Annotated in this window: 15 protein-coding genes; 9 read left to right on the forward strand and 6 right to left on the reverse strand. The window is 71.3% G+C overall.

Translation table 11 applies throughout. The annotated features are described in order from the left end of the window. Window positions 1-113: 113 nt before the first annotated feature. Window positions 114-1,790 (reverse strand): extracellular solute-binding protein, encoded by a 1,677-nt coding sequence (locus IEY73_RS28085; protein ID WP_189082348.1) that lies wholly within the window; start codon window positions 1,788-1,790, stop codon window positions 114-116. 165 nt (window positions 1,791-1,955) lie between these two features. Here IEY73_RS28085 and IEY73_RS28090 point away from each other — a divergent pair, with 165 nt between their 5' ends. The 5 genes from IEY73_RS28090 (at window position 1,956) to IEY73_RS28110 (ending at window position 12,558) form a co-directional block, all read left to right on the forward strand. Continuing rightward, a complete protein-coding gene (locus IEY73_RS28090; RefSeq protein WP_189082349.1) occupies window positions 1,956-3,173 on the forward strand; it encodes an ROK family transcriptional regulator in 1,218 nt (405 codons plus the stop codon). Between the two features lie 182 nt (window positions 3,174-3,355). Further along, complete coding sequence (locus IEY73_RS28095; RefSeq protein WP_189082350.1) at window positions 3,356-6,244, forward strand: glycoside hydrolase family 3 protein; 2,889 nt, start codon at window positions 3,356-3,358, stop codon at window positions 6,242-6,244. Further along, window positions 6,241-7,308 (forward strand): LacI family DNA-binding transcriptional regulator, encoded by a 1,068-nt coding sequence (locus tag IEY73_RS28100; protein ID WP_229716227.1) that lies wholly within the window; start codon window positions 6,241-6,243, stop codon window positions 7,306-7,308. The genes IEY73_RS28095 and IEY73_RS28100 overlap by 4 nt, the downstream gene beginning before the upstream one ends. 603 nt (window positions 7,309-7,911) lie before the next feature. Then, the gene (locus IEY73_RS28105) at window positions 7,912-10,308 is read left to right on the forward strand and encodes a glycoside hydrolase family 9 protein (RefSeq protein ID WP_189082351.1); all 2,397 of its coding nucleotides are present in this window, start codon (window positions 7,912-7,914) and stop codon (window positions 10,306-10,308) included. A 48-nt stretch (window positions 10,309-10,356) separates the two neighbouring features. Continuing rightward, complete coding sequence (locus tag IEY73_RS28110; RefSeq protein WP_189082352.1) at window positions 10,357-12,558, forward strand: glycoside hydrolase family 3 N-terminal domain-containing protein; 2,202 nt, start codon at window positions 10,357-10,359, stop codon at window positions 12,556-12,558. A gap of 9 nt (window positions 12,559-12,567) precedes the next feature. Here the strand turns inward: IEY73_RS28110 and IEY73_RS28115 are convergent, their stop codons facing one another. Then, window positions 12,568-13,284, reverse strand: a complete 717-nt coding sequence (locus IEY73_RS28115; protein WP_189082353.1) for a Clp protease N-terminal domain-containing protein — start codon at window positions 13,282-13,284, stop codon at window positions 12,568-12,570. Between the two features lie 83 nt (window positions 13,285-13,367). Between IEY73_RS28115 and IEY73_RS28120 the strand changes: the two genes are divergently transcribed. Next, window positions 13,368-14,129 (forward strand): ZIP family metal transporter, encoded by a 762-nt coding sequence (locus IEY73_RS28120; RefSeq protein ID WP_229716228.1) that lies wholly within the window; start codon window positions 13,368-13,370, stop codon window positions 14,127-14,129. A gap of 165 nt (window positions 14,130-14,294) precedes the next feature. Here IEY73_RS28120 and IEY73_RS28125 read toward each other — a convergent pair whose 3' ends face one another. The 3 genes from IEY73_RS28125 to IEY73_RS28135 form a co-directional block, all read right to left on the reverse strand. Next, on the reverse strand, window positions 14,295-14,912 hold the full coding sequence (locus IEY73_RS28125; RefSeq protein ID WP_189082354.1) for a DUF6518 family protein: 618 nt from the start codon (window positions 14,910-14,912) through the stop codon (window positions 14,295-14,297). A 45-nt stretch (window positions 14,913-14,957) separates the two neighbouring features. Next, window positions 14,958-15,344: a hypothetical protein gene (locus tag IEY73_RS28130; protein ID WP_229716232.1), complete on the reverse strand. Its 387-nt coding sequence runs from the start codon at window positions 15,342-15,344 to the stop codon at window positions 14,958-14,960. A gap of 207 nt (window positions 15,345-15,551) precedes the next feature. Beyond that, window positions 15,552-16,070: a hypothetical protein gene (locus IEY73_RS28135; RefSeq protein ID WP_189082356.1), complete on the reverse strand. Its 519-nt coding sequence runs from the start codon at window positions 16,068-16,070 to the stop codon at window positions 15,552-15,554. Between the two features lie 122 nt (window positions 16,071-16,192). On the opposite strand from IEY73_RS28135, the gene IEY73_RS28140 reads away from it, so the two are divergent. Both IEY73_RS28140 and IEY73_RS28145 read left to right on the forward strand, forming a co-directional pair. Then, window positions 16,193-16,597: a helix-turn-helix domain-containing protein gene (locus IEY73_RS28140; RefSeq protein ID WP_189082357.1), complete on the forward strand. Its 405-nt coding sequence runs from the start codon at window positions 16,193-16,195 to the stop codon at window positions 16,595-16,597. A 74-nt stretch (window positions 16,598-16,671) separates the two neighbouring features. Next, entirely contained in the window at window positions 16,672-17,196 is a 525-nt protein-coding gene (locus IEY73_RS28145) for a hypothetical protein (protein ID WP_189082358.1), read from the forward strand. Between the two features lie 29 nt (window positions 17,197-17,225). Here the strand turns inward: IEY73_RS28145 and IEY73_RS28150 are convergent, their stop codons facing one another. Further along, a complete protein-coding gene (locus tag IEY73_RS28150; protein WP_189082359.1) occupies window positions 17,226-18,281 on the reverse strand; it encodes a LacI family DNA-binding transcriptional regulator in 1,056 nt (351 codons plus the stop codon). A gap of 204 nt (window positions 18,282-18,485) precedes the next feature. On the opposite strand from IEY73_RS28150, the gene IEY73_RS28155 reads away from it, so the two are divergent. Continuing rightward, a partial coding sequence (locus tag IEY73_RS28155; protein ID WP_189082360.1) for a glycoside hydrolase family 30 beta sandwich domain-containing protein occupies window positions 18,486-20,166 on the forward strand: 1,681 nt, incomplete at its 3' end.

Consider the following 20,166-nt stretch of genomic DNA (forward strand, 5'->3'; position numbering starts at 1 on the left):
GAGCCGGGCCCGCAGCGGCGCACGACGGCGCCGCCGGCCCCGGCTCGCCGACCCGGGCGGCACGGGCGGTGGCGGCGGACCGGCGGGCGGCGTCCGGACGGCTTCGCCGGTGCTCATCGCCCGGCGTCGGACAGCGCCTTGGCCAGCAGGTCGCGAGCTTCGTCACCACCGGCGCTGCGCCATTCCTTGACGATGGCGTCCAGGTCGGACAGCGGACGCCGGCCCCGCACCACATCGGTCATCTTGTCGACGAAGGGCTGCGCGTTGGCCTTGTAGCGGGCCGGCATCTCCAGCTTCATTCCCTCCCACGGATCCGCCTCCAGGTATTTCACCGTGGTGTTGGCGTACCGCAGCAGGTCGGTGACGTAGTTCGGGGTCTGCGGGAACGGCGGCACCACCGGGCTGCGCCCACTGATGAAGAAGTACTGGTTCTGGATCTCCTTGAAGCCGAGCTCGGTCTTCACCGGGCCCTGCGGCTTCTTCGTGTAGTGCTTGCCCTCGACGCCGAACTCCCGCATCGTCCATTCTTCGGTGCCGAACGGCGCGGAACACCAGTTGATCACTCGGAGGAGTTCCTGCACGCGGGCCTTGCCGAGGCCCTTCTTGACGAAGGTGTAGGAGATCGGATCATCGGTCTTCCAGCACAGCGGGTCGCCACCGACCGCCGAGAACATCGGCACCGGCTGCACATCGAAGTCCGGGGTGATCTGCTGCTGCTCGGCCTGCATCGGTTGCCACATGCCGATGCCGTCCTGCTTGAACAGGATCTTGCCGCTCTGCAGCAGTTGCTTGGAGTCGGCGCCCTTGCTGGCCACGATGTCCGGGTGGACCAGCTTCGCCTGGTACACCTTCGCCATGAACTCCGCGGCAGCGCGGAACTCGTCGGTCTCGTACTTGAACTGTGGCGCGCCGTCCGGCCCCAGCCTCCACCCCTCCTTGCTGCCCGGCACCTTGTGAAACATCTGCACCATGGCGAAGATGTCGTCGAACGCCCACACACCCTTGCCCGGGTCGGTGACCGCCTTGCCCACCGACATCAGCTCGTCGATGGTGGACGGCGCCTGCTGGCCGGTCTTGGTCAGCAGGTCGCGGCGAGAGAACAGCGCAAAGGGAAACGGGTTGTCGGTCGGGTTCGGCACCGCCATCAGCCGCTCGTTCCAGGCCGATTTGCGCCACGCCCCGGTGGGCAGGGTGGCGAGCATCGGGTACGCGGCGACCGCGCCGCCCTTGAGGTGCGGCGTGAGGTCCTCGAACAGCGCGGCCACCGCGTCGCTGAACCGGGGCAGCTTGTTGACCTCCCAGCCGGGCACGCAGAGCAGGTCCGGCACGTCGCGGGCGCCGAGCACCGCGCCCAGCTTCTCGGCGTACGTGTTGCCGTCCTGCACGCTGAATTCGACCGGTGTGCCGAGTTCCGCGTTGACCGCCACCAGGTATGCGTTGTTCGATCCGCTCGGCGGAGTCGGTCCCCACACCGGGGTCATCGCGCGGATGACCCGCCCGCTGGTGCCGGGCTTGGTGGTGACGGCGTCGGCGAGCGAGGCCGGGTAGGTGGTGTATCCGTCGGCGACCGGCCGGATGCTGCGCACATCGGGCTTCGGGATGCCGGCCGGCAACCGGCCCTGTGCCGGCATCAGCGCGGAGAGCTCGTCCAGGTTCTGGGTGGCGCCACCGCGGGTGGCCTTCTCACCGCAGCCGCCGAGCAACCCGCCGCCGGCGGTCGCGGCGGCGCCCAGCCCGAGCAGGCTCAGAAAGCTCCGGCGGTTCGTAGCCGATCCCGCGGGTGTGGTCACGGCGTGCCCCCTTGAGTTATGGAGTTTGTAGACTTTGTTTGGCTTATAGCCAAACAAAGTAGTCGACGGTCAATGCGTGGACAAGAGACGCCATCGGCTCCCGGTGTGGGTGCGGCATGATGAACGGGCAGCCGGGGGACGCCGGGTGCGAAAGGCGGATCTGACGTGATCGGAACACCGGGCACGGCACAGCCGGCAGACCTGGCGGACGTGCGCACGACGAACCTGGCGGTGGTGCTGCGGCACGTGCGCCATCACACCCCGTGCTCACGCGCGGACATCGCCGCGGCCACCGGGCTGAACAAGGCAACCGTCTCCAGCCTGGTCGCCGACCTGCTGGAACGCGGGTTGCTGCGGGAGACCGGCATGGCGGAGAACCGGATCGGCCGCCCCGCGGCGATGCTCACCCTGCACGGCCGGCCGTACGCGGCGGTGGGCATCCAGGTCGCCGCCGACCACCTGGCCGCGGTCGCCATCGACCTGGCCGGGGAGCGGCTGTTGTCCTGGCGGCGGGCGTTCCCCGGCCTGGCCGCCACCGGCGGTCGCGCGGAGGCCGCGGTGGCGGCGCTGGCCGGCCGGGTGGCGGCGAAGCTGACCGCGCAGGAGCGCCGCATCCTCGGCCTCACCGTGGCCGTGCCGGGCGCGGTGACCGGCACCGGCGGCGTCCGCTTCGCGCCGCATCTGGGCTGGTCCGACCTGGATCTGCGGCCCGCCCTGATGCGCACGCTGCGCCATCCTCCGTACGACGTGGTGGTGGACAACGACGCGAACCTGGCCGCGCTGGCGGAGCACCGGTCCGGGCCACACGCCGGCACACCCGACCTCGTCGCGCTGATCGGCGGGGTAGGCGTGAGCGCCGGCATCGTCGCCGGCGGCCGGCTGGTGCGCGGCGACCGGGGACTTTCCGGGCAGGTCGGTCACCTGCAGCTCGACCCCTCCGGGCCGCTGTGCCGGTGCGGCCGGCGCGGCTGCCTGGAGGCGTACGCGGGACTGCCCGCCCTGGTCCGGACCGCGCTGCCGGACACCGAGGCGGACGGCCCGATCACCGACTACGCGCCGGAGATCGACCGGATGGCCGCCCTGGCCGCGGGCGACGCCACCGTGTCCGGCGCGCTGGCCGAGGCCGGCCGCCGGATCGGGCATGCGGTGTCGGTGCTGGCCGACCTGCTGGATCCGCGCGTGGTGGTGCTCGGCGGTGCGTTCACCCCGCTGGCGCCGTGGCTGTTGCCCGCGGTGGAGGCCGAGGTCAAGGCGCGGGCCACCGCGCCGGAGCAGACCGGGCGGATCGTGGTGTCCACGCTGGACCCGGGGGCGGTGGCAGCCGGCGGCGCGGCGCTGGCACTGGACCGGCTGGAGGCCGGGCATCTGCCGGGCTGCGACTGATCGGCAGGTGAGGGCCTACTTCGATAGATCTACCCGCATCTCTTGACCGGGATAACCGGGCGGTGCCAACCTCGAAACGCTCCGTCGTAACACGGGTGTAATAGGTCGTCCGTGCGGACGGAGCCTTTTCCGGCGCAGCGTCGAAGCGCTTCGAATGCGACCGATCGAGGAGAGCGTCGCCCATGAACGAGACGGCTTCCGCCACGTTCCGGGACCCCGGCCTGCCGTTGTCCGAGCGGGTGGCGGACCTGCTCGCACGGCTCACCCTGGCCGAGAAGGTCGCGCTGCTCCACCAGCACCAGGCGCCGGTGCCCCGGCTCGGCGTCGGCGGATTCCGCACCGGCACCGAGGCCCTGCACGGCGTCGCCGGGCTCGGCCCGGCCACGGTCTTCCCGCAGGCGGTCGGGCTGGGCAGCACCTGGGACCCGGACCTGGTGCGCCGGATCGGCACGGCGGTCGGCACCGAGGTCCGCGCCCTGCACCACAAAGACCCGGACCGGACCGGCCTCAACGTCTGGGCACCGGTGGTCAACCCGCTGCGCGACCCGCGGTGGGGACGCAACGAGGAAGGGTACGCCGAAGACCCCCGGCTGACCGGCGAACTGGCCACCGCGTACGCGAGCGGGCTGCGCGGCGACCACCCGCGATACCTGCGCACCGCGCCGACGCTGAAACATTTCCTGGGCTACAACAACGAGACCGACCGCAGCCGCACCTCCAGCAACCTGCCGCCGCGCGTGCTGCACGAATACGAGGCGCCGGCGTTCCGCGCCCCGCTCGCGGCCGGCGCCGCGGTGGCCGTCATGGCGTCGTACAACCTGGTCAACGGCCGGCCGGCGCATCTCAGCCCGCTGATCTCCGGACTGCTGCGGGGCTGGGCCGGCGACGACGTGATGGTGGTCGGCGACGCGCACGCGGTCACCAACATCGCGGCGGACCAGGGCTACCTGCCCGACCACCCGGCCGGGTTCGGCGCGGCGCTGCGCGCCGGCATCGACTGCTTCACCGAAGACGACGCCGACCCCGGCCCGACCGTCGCGCACCTCACCGAGGCGTTACGCCGCGGCCTGATCACCGAGTCCGAGGTGGACGCGGCGGCGCGGCACATCCTGGCGGTCCGGTTCCGGCTCGGCGAGTTCGACCCGGTGGGTGCCAACCCGTATGCGGAGACCACCGCCGAGCAGGTGAACTGCGCGGCGCACCAGGATCTGGCACGCCGCGCGGCCCGCGCGTGCACGGTGTTGCTACGCAACGTCGGCGACCTGCTGCCGTTGACCGCACCCCGGAGCCTGGCGGTGATCGGGCCGCTGGCCGACACCGTGTTCACCGACTGGTACAGCGGGACCCTCCCGTACGCGGTGTCCGTCCGCGCCGGGCTGGCCGACCGGCTCGGCGCGCCGGCCGTGCGGTACGCCGAAGGCGTGGACCGGATCCTGCTGCGCACCCCGGCCGGTGTGGTGTGCGGCGGCGGCGGGCCGGACGGCGGCGCCCTGCACGTCACGGATCCGCCCGACGGCACCTCCGCGCACTTCGACGTGCTGGACTTCGGCGCCGGCACGCGCACCCTGCGCGCCGTGGCGAACGGGCGTTACGTCCGCGCGGCCGACGACGGCACCCTGATCAACGACCGCCCCGGGCCGGGCGAGTGGGTGGTCCGGGAGACCTTCGCCATGCTCGGCGGCGGCGACGACGACGGCGACGGCGACGGCGTGTGCGTGCGCCACATCGCCACCGGCCGTTACGTGACGGTGGGCTACGACGGCGTGCTGCGCGCGGACGCGCCCACCCCGGCGCAGGCCACCGCCTTCGACGTCGAGATGGTCGACGACGGCACCGCCGCGGCGGTCGCCCTGGCACGCGACGCCGACGCGGCGGTTGTGGTGCTCGGCAACCATCCGATGGTCAACGGCCGGGAGACCGAGGACCGTGCCGATCTCGCGCTGCCGGGCGGACAGGAAGCGCTGCTGCGCGCGGTACACGCCGCCAACCCCGCCACCGTGCTCGTGTTGACCAGCAGTTACCCGTACGCGATCGGCTGGGCGGCGGACCACGTGCCGGCGGTGCTGTGGACCGCGCACGGCGGTCAGGAGTCCGGCGCCGCGCTGGCCGACGTGCTGCTCGGCCGAACCCCGGACGGCACGCCCGCGGAGCCCGGCGGGCGGCTGCCGCAGACGTGGTACCGGGACGCCGCGGACCTGCCGGACCTGCTGGACTACGACATCGTCGGCAGCGAGGCGACATACCTGTATTTCCGCGGCGAGCCGCTGTTCCCCTTCGGCCACGGCCTGGGATACGCCCGGTTCGAGCACCGCGACCTGCGGCTGTCCGCACCGGAGACGGACGCGACCGGGCGGGTCGAGATCAGCGTCGACGTGCGCAACGTGGGCGGCCGGGCCGGCACCGAGGTGGTGCAGTTCTACACCCGGCAGCGGCGTTCCCGGGCCCGGCAGCCGCTGCGCGTGCTGCGCGGCTTCCGGCGCGTCCGCCTCGAACCCGGCGAACAGGCCACCGTCACGTGGCCGCTGCACGCCGCCGACCTCGCCTTCTTCGACGTCACCCGGAACCGCCCGGTGGTGGAGACCGCCCGGCACACCGTGATGGCCGGGCGGTCGTGCACGGACATCACCGCCACCGCCGTGCTCCTCGTCCGCGGCGAGCAGATCCCGGACTGGGACGCGTACGCCGCGCCGCTGCCCGCCGCGAGCCGCGACGACGAATACGGCACGACGCTTGTCGACGCCGGCCCGGTCGAGGGCGACGCGGTGGCGGCCACCCGCGCGGGCGCCTGGCTCGGGTTCGACCGCGTCGACTTCGGCGCCGGTACGGTCCGGGTACGCTGCCGCGCCTCCGCGCCGGCCGGCGGCGCCCGCCTCGAGATCCGCCTGGACGAGCCGCTCGGCGGGCCCCTGGTGGCCACCCTCGACGTGCCGGCCACCGGCCACCCGCACCGTTGGGCGGAGGTGATCGCCGCGGCGACCGGCGCATCCGGGGTGCACGACCTCTACCTGCGGTTCGACGCGTCGGACGCCCGCGTGGCCGAAATCGCGTTCCGGCCGGGGAGCGCCGGATGACCACCGGCGAGGCGCACCGGCACGGGCCGAAACGGGCCGACATGGTCACCATCACCGACGTCGCCCGGCACGCCGGAGTCGCGGTCAGCACCGTCTCGTACGTCCTGTCCGGCAAGCGGTCCATCTCCTCCACCACCCGGCAGCGGGTGCTGGCCAGCATCGATCTGCTCGGCTACCGCCCGCATGCCGGCGCCCGTGCCCTGGCCAGCCGCCGCGCCAACGTGATCGCGCTGGTGCTGCCGCTGCGCACCGGCATGCACCTGCCGGTGCTGATGCAACTGGTCACCGCGGTGGTGACCAGCGCGCGACAGGTCGACCATGACGTGCTGCTGATGACGGCGGACGAGGGGCCGAACGGTCTGCGCCGCATCGCAGCCAGCAGCATGGTCGACGGGGTGCTGGTCCTGGACGTGGAGATGAGCGACGCGCGGGCGCCGGTGCTGCGCACCCTGGAACGGCCCAGCGTGCTGATCGGATTTCCCGCCGACGCCCGCGGACTGACCTGCGTCGACCTGGACTTCCATCAGGCCGGGGCGCGCTGCGTGGAACACCTTGCCGGCCTGGGCCACACTCGGATGGCGCTGCTGGGCGCGCCGCGCGTCGTCTACGAACGCGACACCGGATTCGCGCACCGCACCCGGGCGGGATGCCTGGAGGCCGCGGTGCGGCTGGGCCGCACCCTTTCGGCGTACGCCTGTGGCGAGTCACCGCCGGAGGTGCACGCCACCCTGGCAACGCTGTTCGCGCAGGATCCCGGGATGAGCGGGCTGGTGGTGCACAATGAGGCGGCGGTGACGCACGTCCTGGCAGCGTTGCCCCGGTTCGGCCGGCGCGTGCCGGACGACGTTTCGGTGGTGGCGATCTGCCCGGACCAGGTGGCAGAGTCGGCGAACCCGTCGTTGTCGTCGGTCCTGATCCCGGCGGAGGATGTGGGCCGGCAGGCGGTGTCCCTGTTGATGCGCAAGCTGACGGGTGGGACGGTGCCGGACGCGACCCTCTTGGTGCCGGCGTTGACGGTGCGATCGTCATCCGCCCCAGCCCCCACCCCCACCCACTACCACTGACCCCACCCCGCCTCCCCACCCCGCCCCCACGGCCCGCCCCTCCCCCTCCCATCCCCACCCTCCCCACCCCTCCCGCCCCCGCGCGTCCCCTCCCGCCCCCTCCCGCCTTCTCCCGCCCCCGCGCGCCCTCGCGCGCCCCCGCGCAGCCCCTTTCCCCGCCCTCGCGCGCCCCCGCGCAGCCCCTTTCCCCGCCGATCTTGGACTTCCGGTGCCCGTTTAGATATGACAAAGCGCGACTAGTCGGACCCGAAAGTCCAAGATCGGCCGGGACGCCCCGTCGATCTTGGACTTTCGGGTCGGATAGGTCGGATAAGCCATACCGAGTCGGGCACCGGAAGTCCAAGATCGACGAGGATGGCCGGGGCCCGCGGGGCGGAGCAAGGGGCGAGGGCGGGGGCGGGGCGGGTGGGGGCGGGCGGTGCGGTGGGGGGCGGGCGGTGCGGTGGGGTGCGGTGCGGTGCGGTGCGGTGGGGGGGGCGGGGTGCGATGGGGTGGGGTGCGGTGGGGGGAAACATGGGCGACACACTGTTGTTAATGGGAGCGCTCCCATGTAACGATGTCGGTCACTACCTTCCGCATTTGCATCGTGACGAAGGGCCGACCATGCCTGTGAGCCGGACGCGCGCCGCCGACCCCCGACACGACATCACCGACGCTCTCACCGACGATTGGCACCATCCAGCCACGGCGTTACGGATTCGCGCCCTCCTGGTCGTCGCGTCCGCCCTGCTGCTCACCGCCACCACGGCATGGGTCGCCGCGCCCTCCGGCGCTGCCGCCGCCGCACCCGCGTACAGCTACGGCGAGGCGCTGCAGAAGTCGCTGTTCTTCTACGAGGCCCAGGTGTCCGGAAAGAAGCCCGCCTGGAACCGGGTCTCATGGCGTGGCGACTCCGCCATGCGGGACGGCTCCGACGTGGGGCTGGACCTGACCGGCGGCTGGTTCGACGCGGGCGATCATGTCAAGTTCGGCCTGCCGATGGCCTTCACCACCACGATGCTCGCCTGGGGCGCGGTGGAGAACCGCGCCGCGTACGCGTCCTCCGGCCAGCTCACGCACCTGCTCAACAACCTGCGCGTGCCGAACGACTATTTCATCAAGGCGCATCCCGCGCCGAACGTCCTGTATGGACAGGTGGGCAAGGGCGACGACGACCACAAGTGGTGGGGCCCCGCCGAGGTGCTGCCGATGGCCCGTCCGGCGTACAAGATCGACGCTAGCTGCGGCGGCACCGAGCTGGCGGCGGAGACGGCCGCGGCGATGGCGGCCAGCTCGATGGTCTTCCGGCCCACCGATCCCGCGTACGCGAACACGCTGCTCACGCACGCCCGGCAGCTCTACACCTTCGCGGACACGGTGCGGAAGAGCTATCACGAGTGCATCACCGACGCCACGGCGTTCTACAAGTCCTGGAGCGGTTACGCCGACGAGTTGGTGTGGGGCGCGATCTGGCTGCACCGCGCGACCGGCGAGGCCGCCTATCTGGCCAAGGCCGAAGCGGGATACGACGCCCAGGGCGACGAGAACCAGACCACCACCAAGATGTACAAGTGGACGATCTCCTGGGACAACAAGCAGTACGGCTCGTACGTGCTGCTGGCCCAGTTGACCGGCAAGCAGAAGTATGTCGACGATGCGAACCGGTGGCTGGACTGGTTCACCGTCGGCGTGAACGGCGAGAAGGTGCGCACCTCCCCCGGCGGCATGGCGGTGGTGGACAGTTGGGGTGCGCTGCGCTACGCCGCCAACACCGCGTTCGTGGCGCTGGTCTACAGCGACTGGCTGACCGATGCCACTCGCAAGGCCCGTTACCACGACTTCGCCGTCCGGCAGATCGACTACGCGCTGGGTGACAACCCGCGACATTCCAGCTATGTGATCGGTTTCGGCGTCAACCCGCCGCAGAATCCGCATCACCGCACCGCGCACGGGTCCTGGTGGGACAGCCAGCAGGTGCCCGAGAAGACCCGGCATGTGCTGTACGGAGCGCTGGTCGGCGGACCCTCCGCGCCGGACGACGCGTACACCGACAGCCGCGGCGACTATGTGATGAACGAGGTGGCCACCGACTACAACGCCGGCTTCACCTCGGCCGTGGCCCGGCTCTACGGCGAGTACGGCGGTACGGCGCTGGCCGGTTTCCCGCAACCGGAGCAGCCGGACATGGCGGAGCTGTCGGTGGAGACCACGATCATGCAGAACGAGGCCCGCTCCACCGGCGTGAAGGTGATCATCTACAACAAGTCGGCGTTCCCGGCGCGGGCGTTGACGCAGGCACGGTTCCGGTACTACTTCACCCGCGACGATGACAGCCCGGTGAGCGTCGGCTCCCCCTACACGCAGGGTTGCCCGGGTCCGACCGCGGCCAAGCAGTACTCCGGCGACATCTGGTACGTCGAGGTGGACTGCACCGGCTACACCATCGCACCGGCCGGGCAGTCGGCGCACCGGATGGAGGTGCAGATCAAGGTCGGGGTGGCGGAAGGCGGCACGTGGAACCCGGCCAACGACCCGTCGTACCAGGTGACGGCCGGGCCGAACCGGGGCGTCCCGCTCTACGAGGGCGGCACCCGGGTCTGGGGAGACGAGCCGGGCAGCACGCCGTCCCCGTCCACCCCGACGCCGTCCCCGTCCACCCCGACGCCGACCCCGTCCAGCCCGACGCCGACCCCGTCCAGCCCGTCGCCGTCCGGGTGCCGCGTCGCCTATGGCACCAGCGACTGGAGCACCGGCTTCACCGCCACGGTCACCATCACGAACGGGACGACAGCGGTGAACGGCTGGACGTTGACGTTCGCCTACACCGGCGGCCAGCGGGTGAGCGACGCCTGGTCGGCCACCGTCACCCAGTCCGGCAGCCAGGTCACCGCACGGAACGCGTCCTGGAACGGCAGCCTCGCGCCGGGTGCCACGGTCAGCTTCGGCTTCAACGGCACCCACACCGGGACCAACCCGCCGCCGGCCTCGTTCGCCTTCAACGGAACAGCCTGCGCGGCCTAGCCGAGGACGGCACCCCGAGGCCCGTTCGTCTACTCAGGAGGAGACATCATGCGCACCGTCATCGCCCGCATCGCGCTCGCCGGGCTGACGGCCGCCACGATCGCCGCGTGCGGCCCGCCGCCGTCCCCCGCCGCCGCTCTGCCATACCAGGATCCGTCGCTGCCGGTCGCCGACCGGGTCGCCGATCTGCTCGGCCGGATGAGCCTGGACGACAAGATCGGCCAGATGACCCAGGCCGAACGTGCCGCGATCATGCCCACCGATCTCACCCGCTATCGCGTCGGTTCGGTGCTCTCCGGCGGCGGGTCGGCGCCCGCCTCCAACACCGCGTCCGGCTGGGCGGACATGTATGACGACTTCCAGCGCGGTGCGATGGCCGCGCCGTTGCAGATTCCGATGATCTACGGGATCGACGCCGTGCACGGCGACAACAACGTGTACGGCGCCACGATCTTTCCGCACAACATCGGCCTCGGCGCCACCCGGGACCCGGATCTGGTACGCCGGATCGGGCGGGCCACCGCCGAGGAGGTGACCGGGGCGGGACAGGACTGGACGTTCGCCCCGTGTCTGTGCGTGGCCCGCAACGATCGCTGGGGTCGCACGTACGAGTCCTTCGGTGAAGTGCCGGAGCTGCCCACCGCGATGACCACCGTCATCGACGGGTTGCAGGGCGACACGCTGGGCGGTCCGGCGTCGGTGCTGGCCACGGCGAAGCACTACGTCGGGGACGGCGGCACCACCGGCGGCATCGACCAGGGCGACACCCGCCTGAGCGAGGCGGAGCTGCGCGCGATTCATCTGCCGCCGTTCGCCGAGGCGGTGCGCCGGGGCGTCGGCTCGGTGATGATCTCGTTCAGTAGCTGGAACGGCGACAAGCTGCACGGCAACCGCTACCTGATCACCGACCTGCTCAAGGGCGAGCTCGGGTTCTCCGGTTTCACCGTCTCGGACTGGGCGGGCATCGACCAGATCGACGGGCAGCGCGGCTTCACCCAGGCCGAGGTCGCCACGGCGATCAACGCCGGCCTCGACATGATCATGGTGCCGAACGACTGGCCGGCCTTCCTGGACCGGTTGCGCGCGGCGGTGCAGTCCGGTCAGATCCCGATGACGCGCATCGACGACGCGAACCGGCGCATCCTGACCAAGAAGTTCCAACTGGGACTGTTCGAGCACCCGTACGCGGACCGCTCGTACGCCACCACGATCGGCAGTGCCGCGCATCGCGACCTGGCCCGGCAGGCGGTCCGCGAGTCGCAGGTGCTGCTGAAGAACGCGGGTGACGTGCTGCCGCTCGCCCCCTCCGGCGGCAAGATCTTCGTGGCCGGCAAGAGCGCGGACAACGTCGGCAACCAGTCCGGCGGCTGGACGCTGAGCTGGCAGGGCGCCAGCGGCGACACGGTGCCGGGCAGCACCATCCTGGACGGCATCCGTGATGCGGTCGCGGGCCGCGCCACGGTCACCTATCAACGCGACGGGACCGGGATCGACGGCTCGTATCGCGCGGCCATCGCGGTGGTCGGCGAGACCCCGTACGCGGAAGGCGACGGTGACCGGCCCGGGGGCCTGGGTCTGGACTCCGCCGACCTGGCCACGCTGCAGCGGCTGCACGCCTCCGGCGTACCGCTCGTCGTGGTGCTGGTGTCCGGACGGCCGTTGGACATCGCCGCGCAGTGGGGTGACTGGGATGCGCTGGTGGCCTCCTGGCTGCCGGGCAGCGAGGGCGCCGGGGTAGCCGACGTGCTGTTCGGCGCCTATGCGCCGACCGGCAAGCTGCCGATGACCTGGATGCGCTCGGCCGGGCAACAGCCGATCAACGACGGCGACGGCAAGGACGCCCTGTTCCGGTACGGCTTCGGGCTGACCTATCCGGGCGGCGATCCGGACCCGGACCCGAGCCCCAGCCCAAGCCAGACGCCCGATCCGAGTGGATCGTGCCGGGTCGCCTGGTCCACCAACGACTGGGACTCCGGTTTCACCGCCGCCGTGGCGGTCACCAACACCGGCAGCGTCGCGCTGAACCCGTGGACGCTGCGCTGGACGTTCACCGCCGGGCAGCAGGTCACGCAGGCGTGGTCGGCGAGCGTCACCCAGTCCAGCACCGCGGTCACCGCCACCGGCGAGTCGTGGAACGCGTCGCTGGCGCCGGGCGCCACGGCGTCGTTCGGCTTCAACGCCACGCACACCGGCAGCAACCCCCGGCCGACAGCGTTCGTCCTCAACGGATCGGCGTGCGTGGTGAGCTGATCCCGGCCGTCAGCCGGCCCGCTTGTCGCCGGTCAGCTTCGCCAGTTCGGCCGCCACGAACCGTTCCACGGCGTCCTTGGTGACCCCGGCCGTGGCCAGCGGACCGCTGCCGTGCTCCTGTTCGAGCAGCGCCAGCAGCAGGTGTTCGGTGCCGACGTAGTTGTGTCCCAGCCGCAACGCCTCGCGGAAGGTCAGCTCCAGCACCTTCTTGCCGGCCGAGTCGTACGGGATGAGGGCCGGCACGTCGGCGGCGGCGGGTGCCAGCGTGGCCGTCGCCGCCTCGCGGACCCGGTCCAGCGTCACGCCCGCCGCCGTGATGGCCTTGCCGGCCAGCGCCTCGGGCTCGGTCAGCAGGCCGAGGACGAGGTGCGCCGGGGTGATGGTGTCGTTACCGGCGGCGCGGGCCGCCTCTTGCGACTCGACCACCGCCACGCGCGCACGGTCGGTGAACCGGCCGAAGCCCTGGGACGGGTCCAGCTCCACGGTCTCCCCCTTGGGCACGAACCGTTTCTGCGCGGCCTGTTTGGTCACGCCCATGCTGGTGCCGATGTCGGTCCAGGACGCGCCGGAGCGCCGCGCCTGGTCCACGAAGTGGCCGATCAGGTGGTCGGCCACTTCGCCGAGATGGTCGGCGAGCAGCACGGCATTGGACAGTTGGTCCAGCGGAGCGGAGTGCGCCCGCTTGATCCCGGTGATCAGGTCGTCGAGCTTGACTACATCTGCCATGCCGTCAACCATAGGTTGACGACCGACGTTCGTCAACCTGAAGTTGACGGCGTGGCGACGTGCTGCGCCGGAAATTTCCGGGCATGATCGCGATCGTGCCCGGATGGTTGCAAGCCGGCGGCTGGGGGCTGCTCGCCGGTGCCGCCCTGCTCGTCGGTGCCGGCATCGCGTACCTGGTGCGCCTGCCACAGAAGGCGATCGCCTCGGTCATGGCGTTCGGCGCCGGGGTGCTGCTGTCCGCGGTGTCCTTCGACCTCATCGCCGAGGCGCACGACCAGGCCGGCCTGGCTCCCGCGGCGATCGGCGCGGCGACGGGCGCGGTGATCTACACCGGCTGCAACATGCTGCTCGCCCGGCGCGGCGCCCGGCAACGTAAGCGGTCCGGCGACCAGCAGCCCTCCGAACAGGACCAGCAGGGTTCCGGTACGGCACTGGCGCTCGGCGCGCTCCTCGACGGCATCCCGGAATCCGTGGTGATCGGGGCCAGCCTGCTCGGCGGCGGCGCGGTAAGCCTGGTCACCGTGGTGGCCGTCTTCATCAGCAACATCCCGGAGGGACTGTCCAGCGCGGCCGGCATGCGCAACGCCGGCCGCTCTTCCCGGTACGTGTTCGGGCTCTGGGGCGGCATCGCCCTGATCAGCGGACTGGCGGCGGTCGCGGGCTACACCGTGCTCGGCGCCGCGCCCGCCGCGCTGCTGGCCGGGATCACCGCTCTGGCCGGCGGCGCCATCCTCGCCATGATCGCGGACACCATGATCCCGGAAGCGTTCGACCAGGCACACCTGCTGATCGGGTTGATCACCGTTGCCGGGTTCCTCACCGCGTTCGCGCTGTCCCAGGCCTGACGTGTTGGAGGCCGTTCGGCGGGACCGTCAAACTCGGAGAGTTCCCGGATCCTCGGCCGCACAGATCTCCAAGATCTAGGGTGCAGCCGTGCCCGTCACCTCGATCCGTCGCCCGAACGGCCTGTGTGACATTGCGCAAAGTAGTCCGCCCTCATGCCGGTGCGGCTAGCCGATGCCGGCGATGCCGAAGGCGACCCATCCCACCACGCCGAGCGCCGCCGCCAGCGCCAGCGCCGCCGCCCGCTCGCGCACCCTGCGGGCGACAAGCATGACGACCAGCAGGCCGAGCGCGGCGTCGATGAGCGCCGGCCAGAGGCTGTCCGTGCCGTAGCTGGGATTCGCGATGCGCCGGGCCAACATGATCGACTCGGCGAACAGCACGGCACCCGGCAGCGCGATCCCGGCGAGCCGTCGCCACCCCGAATCGTGCGCCCAGACGCCGCCGATGCCGAAGACGATCCCGGCCGCCACGCCGAGCGCCATCCAGACGATCGTCACCACCGACCACATCACGGCCCAGTCGTCATGCTGGATCAGCGCGGCCGCCAGGTCATAGCTGGGCACCCCGACGACCAGCATGGTGGCGGCGCCGACCGCGGCACGCGCCCACCCGTCGCGGACCCACCAGCCGAAGAAGAACGCGGCCAGCGCCCAGACTGCCATCGAGTTCCCCAGGTCGGCGAACGGGTAGGGCATGAACTTGATCCACATGAAGTCCAGGAAGCCGAGGCAGAAGCCGCCCAGAACAGCGCCAATCGCCACCTTTCGCCCACTCAACCGCATGCTGGCCACCGTACGCCCATGGCGTAACCGGCGCGCGCTTGCGCATCAGCCGTCCGGGGTGAACAGGCCCTGGATCCCGACCACGATCGCGATCAGACCGAACACGGCGAGCAACAGTCCCACCCCACTCGCGGCACCGGTGTCGCCACTCTCCGTTGACGCCTGCCGACCACGCAGGCGGTCCCAGAGCAGTGCCAGGCCGACCAGGATGCCGACCACCTCGAAGTGGAACACGTGCGGCCCGGATATGAGGTGCATCAGGAAGAAGTAGCCGCCGGCCACCAACGCCACCACGCCCACGATCCACGCGTAGCCGGAGATCCGCCCGGCGAATCGCCCGAGGTCGCCGCCGACCCGCGGCAGGCTCGTCAGCAGGGCGATCGCGAGCAGGAAGCCGCCGACGATGTTGGCGAGGTCGAGCAACAAGGCCATGATCACGACGAGTCCTCCCACCGGCGCAGACCAGGATGCGATGAAGATCGACCTAGGCTACTGACCAGCGGGCGGCTTCGCAGCCTTCCACGGGGCGGTGATGCCGGGCGGGTCTGATCGACGAACCTGATCGCCGCCACGATCACGTCGTCGATCAGACCCGCCGTCTCGGTGCCCGGCGCGGACTCCCGGCAGGCCGGGCGGATCTCAGGCCGCCGGATCCCACGCTTGCGCTCTCCCGGCCGCCGGAGCCCGGCCCGGAGAACCGGCGCCACGGAACCTGCTCCCGGCGTTGTGACGCATCGCGGCGCGCGAGATGCGCCCCGGGGACGGCATGGGTGGCGCAGCCGTTGCCCGCACCGCCGCGGGCGGCGACGCAAGCACCGCAGACGGGGGAGCCTCGGACCGGGACACCGCGGACGGCACCACGGCGGGCGGGGACATCTCGGACGGGGACGTCTGGGTCTGCCGCACCCGCGGCCCGACGGCGGTGTCCCGCGCGTCACGAGCGATGTCGCAGGGACGAGCGGTGCCGACGGGACCCGGCTCGGCGGTGTCCGACGGCACCGCTCGGGCGTCACCGGGCGAGCGGACGGGCACCGGCGGAACCCGCGTGTCACGAACCCCGGCAGCGTCGCCCGGCGGACGCAGCCGACCACGGACCGCGTGCCGGACGATGGCCAGCGCAATCATCAGCAGGCCGAGGAGAACAACCACTTCCAGCACCAAGCACGACCTCTCGCAGCGCGCTCGGCGCCGACCAGCAGGGCCGACGCCGTTGGCTTTACAGACAATGATGCTATCAGCGCATGGTGCGCCAACCAATGCGCTGCACCTATGCTTTCCAGATGCCCACCCCCGCGCCGCCGCCCGGCTTCGGCACCTATCTCAAGGAGGCCATTCAAGCGGCGGGATTCCCCACACCCACCCACTTCGCCCGCGCGGTGGGCACGGACCCGTCCGTGGTGCTGCGCTGGCTCAGCGAGGAACAACGTCCCACGATCCGCTCGATCGACCGCATCGCGCCCGTCCTCGGCAAGTCCATCCAGGATCTGGTGCGAGCCGCGTACCCGGACCGGCTGACCGACCACCGCCCGGCGACGCCGGCGATGCACCCGCTGGTCGGCGAACTGGCCCGGATCTTGGCGGACGACTCTCCGGTGCCGGCCGCGGACCGCGAGGCACTGGCCACGGTGCTCGATCGCATGCTCGCGCCCTATCGAAAGGTGCTGCGCAGGCGACGGTCCGCATGACGAACGGGCATCGAATGGGACACTTGGCATGATCGGTGTCGCTCCGCGCCCGCAACCTACGTAATCTCGGCACCATGACAGACAGGGACAGCGGCGACCACGGATCGTCGACGGGCGGGCTGCACCTGCAGATCAGCAAGCTGCTGATGTTCGCGATCATCGCGGCGATCGCGGCCACCGGCGCGCTGGTCGTCACGCTGCTGGTCGAGCTTCCCATGTCGCCACCGCCGCCGGGGCCGCGCGGCGAGCCCCCGCCTCCGCCGAACCTGCAGGCGCTCGCGGTCTTCCCGGTCGTGACGGGCCTGTTCGTGCTGGCCTGGCTGGCGGTGCTGGTGGTCTTCTCCCGTGATCAGATCCTGCAGCGGCTGGACGATCTGGAACAGCGCCGTGGCGCGGTGCCGTCCGAGGTGGTCGACGCCATGCGGACCGAACTGTCCCAGCAACTGACCGCGTTCGGCGCGCGCATCTCAGCGCTGACCGACGAGTACGGCGACCTCCGCGAGACCGACGGCTACCTGAGCGGCATGCGCACCGCCGCCGGCCAGCCGCCCGAGCAGGTGGTCCGGCCGCTGCGCCGGATGCCCCCGCAGCAACGCTGACAGGCCACGCCGACGCGGCGACGCACCCCTCAGCGGCCACCACCCGCGATGTCCGGTGCGGCCGAAGCGGCGGGGGCGGGCCCGGTCGACTCGCGGACGATCAATTCGGTCGCGAGATCCACTTGCAGCAGTTCCAGCCGGTGCTGCTCCATGAGCCGCACCAGCAGGGTCACCGCCATCCGGCCCATCTCCTCCAGCGGTTGTCGCACCGTGGTCAGCGGGGGTGACGTGGCGCGGCTGAGTTCCAGGTCGTCGAAGCCGGCGATGGACACATCGGCCGGCACCCGCAGTCCCCGTTCCGCCGCGGCACGCAGCGCGCCCAGCGCCACCTTGTCGTTGAAGCCGACGATCGCCGTCGGCCGGTCCGGCAGATCGAGCAACTCGGCCGCGATCCGGTATCCGTCCGCGATCGTCGGCGGCACGCTGCGCACCAGCTCCGGCGGGAGCAACACCCCGGCGGCGGCGAGCGCAGCGGTCGTGCCGGCCAGTCGGGTGTCGCCGGCGATCCACTCGTGCGGTCCGCCGATCACGCCGACGCGACGGTGTCCCAGCTCCACCAGGTGGGCGGTGAGGGCTCGGGCGCCGCTGAAGTGAGCGGCGGAGACCGCGGCGATGTCGCTCGGCATCGGCACGCGCGGGTCGATCACCACGAACGGCATGCCCCGGTCGCGCAACGCGATCAGGTCCGTTGCGGCCTCCGGGGGCAGGATCAGGATGGCCCCGCCGATGCCGGACTGTCCGTGCAAGGTGGACAGGGTGCGCCGATGTTCCGCGGCGACGCCCGCTTCCAGGATGAGCCGGCGCCCGTGCAGCTCCACCGTCTCCGCGATGGACGACACGATCAGCCCGAAGTAGTCGGTCAGCACGTAGGGGCAGCGCACGAAGACGGCGGGTTCGGCGCCACCGCGGCGGGGGGCTTGCGCGGCACGTGCCTCCAACCGGTCGACGGCCGTGTGCACGGCCGTCCGGGCTTGCGGCGAGACGCCGTCGTATCCGTTGAGCACCCGCGACACCGTGGCGATGGACACGCCCGACTCGGCGGCGATCTGCCGCACCGTCGCGGAACCGGCCAGTCGTCTGGGCATTCGTTACATCCCTTGTTTCATCACGGTCGCGCCGAGCCGGACCGCCCGCCGGACGTTCGCCCGCCGACCATCCGGCTATCCGGCACGCCTTCCGCATTGACAGCGTGACGGCAATCGATGTTCACTCGACTCAGGATGTTACCAGAATGTTTCATTGTGTTACATCCACCGCACTCCTTTCCCCATCATCCCCATGGAGTGACCATGACAGTCCCCCGACGCCATCCGGCCCTGCCGACGGCCGCCCTGGCTCTCACCGTCGCCGTCGCCGGCACGCTGGCCCTCGACCCCCACACGGCACGGGCCGCCGACGAGTCCGTGGCGGTGTGGATGACCACCGCCGACCGCTCCCAGTTGCTGGCCCGGCAACCCGACGTGCGATTCGCCAGCGGCACCGGGTCGGCCACCGCGGTCGACGTCGATCCGTCCGTCACCTATCAGACGATGGACGGCTTCGGCGCCGCGATGACCGACTCGGCGGCGTGGCTGATCCACGACAACCTCACCGCCGCGCAGCGCAACACCGTGATGACCAAGCTCTTCGACCCGAGCAGCGGCATCGGGCTGAGCATGCTTCGCCAGCCGATGGGCGCGAGCGACTTCACCGTCGGCGGCGCCGACTACACCTATGACGACACCTGCTGCGACCTCTCCGACTTCACCGTCGCGCACGACCAGGCGTACGTCATCCCGGTGCTGCAACAGGCCCGCGCCCTCAACCCGGCGGTGAAGATCGTCGGGACGCCGTGGAGCCCGCCCGCGTGGATGAAGGCGAACAACAGCCTCAACGGCGGGACGCTCAAGTCCGGTTCGCGCGGCGATCTGGCGGACTACTTCGTCAAGTTCGCCCAGGCGTACGGGGCGGCGGGCCTTCCGGTCTACGCCGTCACGTTGCAGAACGAACCGCACAACGAAGCCGGCTACCCGTCGATGCGCATGGAACCGGCCGACCAGGCCGCGCTCGCCACCGCCCTGGGCCCCAAGCTCGCCGCGGCCGGCCTGACCACCAAGATCATCGCGTGGGACCACAACTGGGACGAGCCCGGATACCCGATCGCCGTGCTGAACGACGCCACGGCGCGGCAATACATCGCGGGCTCGGCCTTCCACTGCTACGCCGGTGACCCGAGTGCCCAGACGACGGTGCACAACGCGTACCCGGACCGCGGTGTGTGGTTCACCGAATGCTCCGGCGGCGAGTGGGCCACCGACTTCGGCGCCAATCTCAAGTGGAACATGCAGAACCTGATCATCGGCGCCACCCGCAACTGGGCCAAGGGCGTACTGCTGTGGAACATGGCGCTCGATCAGAACCACGGGCCCACCAACGGCGGGTGCACCGACTGCCGTGGCGTCGTCACCGTGCACACCGACGGCGGCCAGGTGGACTACAACGTCGAGTACTACGTGCTCGGCCACGCCTCGAAGTTCGTCCGGCCGGGTGCCCAGCGCATCTCCTCCAGCACCTACGCCAACGACCTGGAAACCGTCGCCTTCCGCAACCCGGACTCGTCCGTCGCGCTGATCGCGCTGAACGCGGGCGGCGCCAGCCGTACGTTCCAGGTCCGCTCCGGCGGTCAGGCCTTCACCTACACCCTCCCGGCCGGCGCGGTCAGCACCTTCACGTGGACGCCGGGTTCCACCGCGACCCCCACGCCGACCGTGACCACCACCCCCACCGGCGGACCCACCGGGAACCCGCCGATCGACGAGAACGCGTACTACCGGATCACCGCGCGGCACAGCGGCAAGGCGCTCGACGTCGCCGACGCCTCCACCGCCAACGGCGCCGCCATCCAGCAATGGGACTACACCGGCGGCACCAACCAGCAGTGGCGTTTCACGAGCGTGGGCGGCGGCTACTACCGGATCGTGTCCCGGCTCA

This window comes from Mangrovihabitans endophyticus (assembly GCF_014646155.1).
GTDB lineage: Bacteria > Actinomycetota > Actinomycetes > Mycobacteriales > Micromonosporaceae > Actinoplanes > Actinoplanes endophyticus.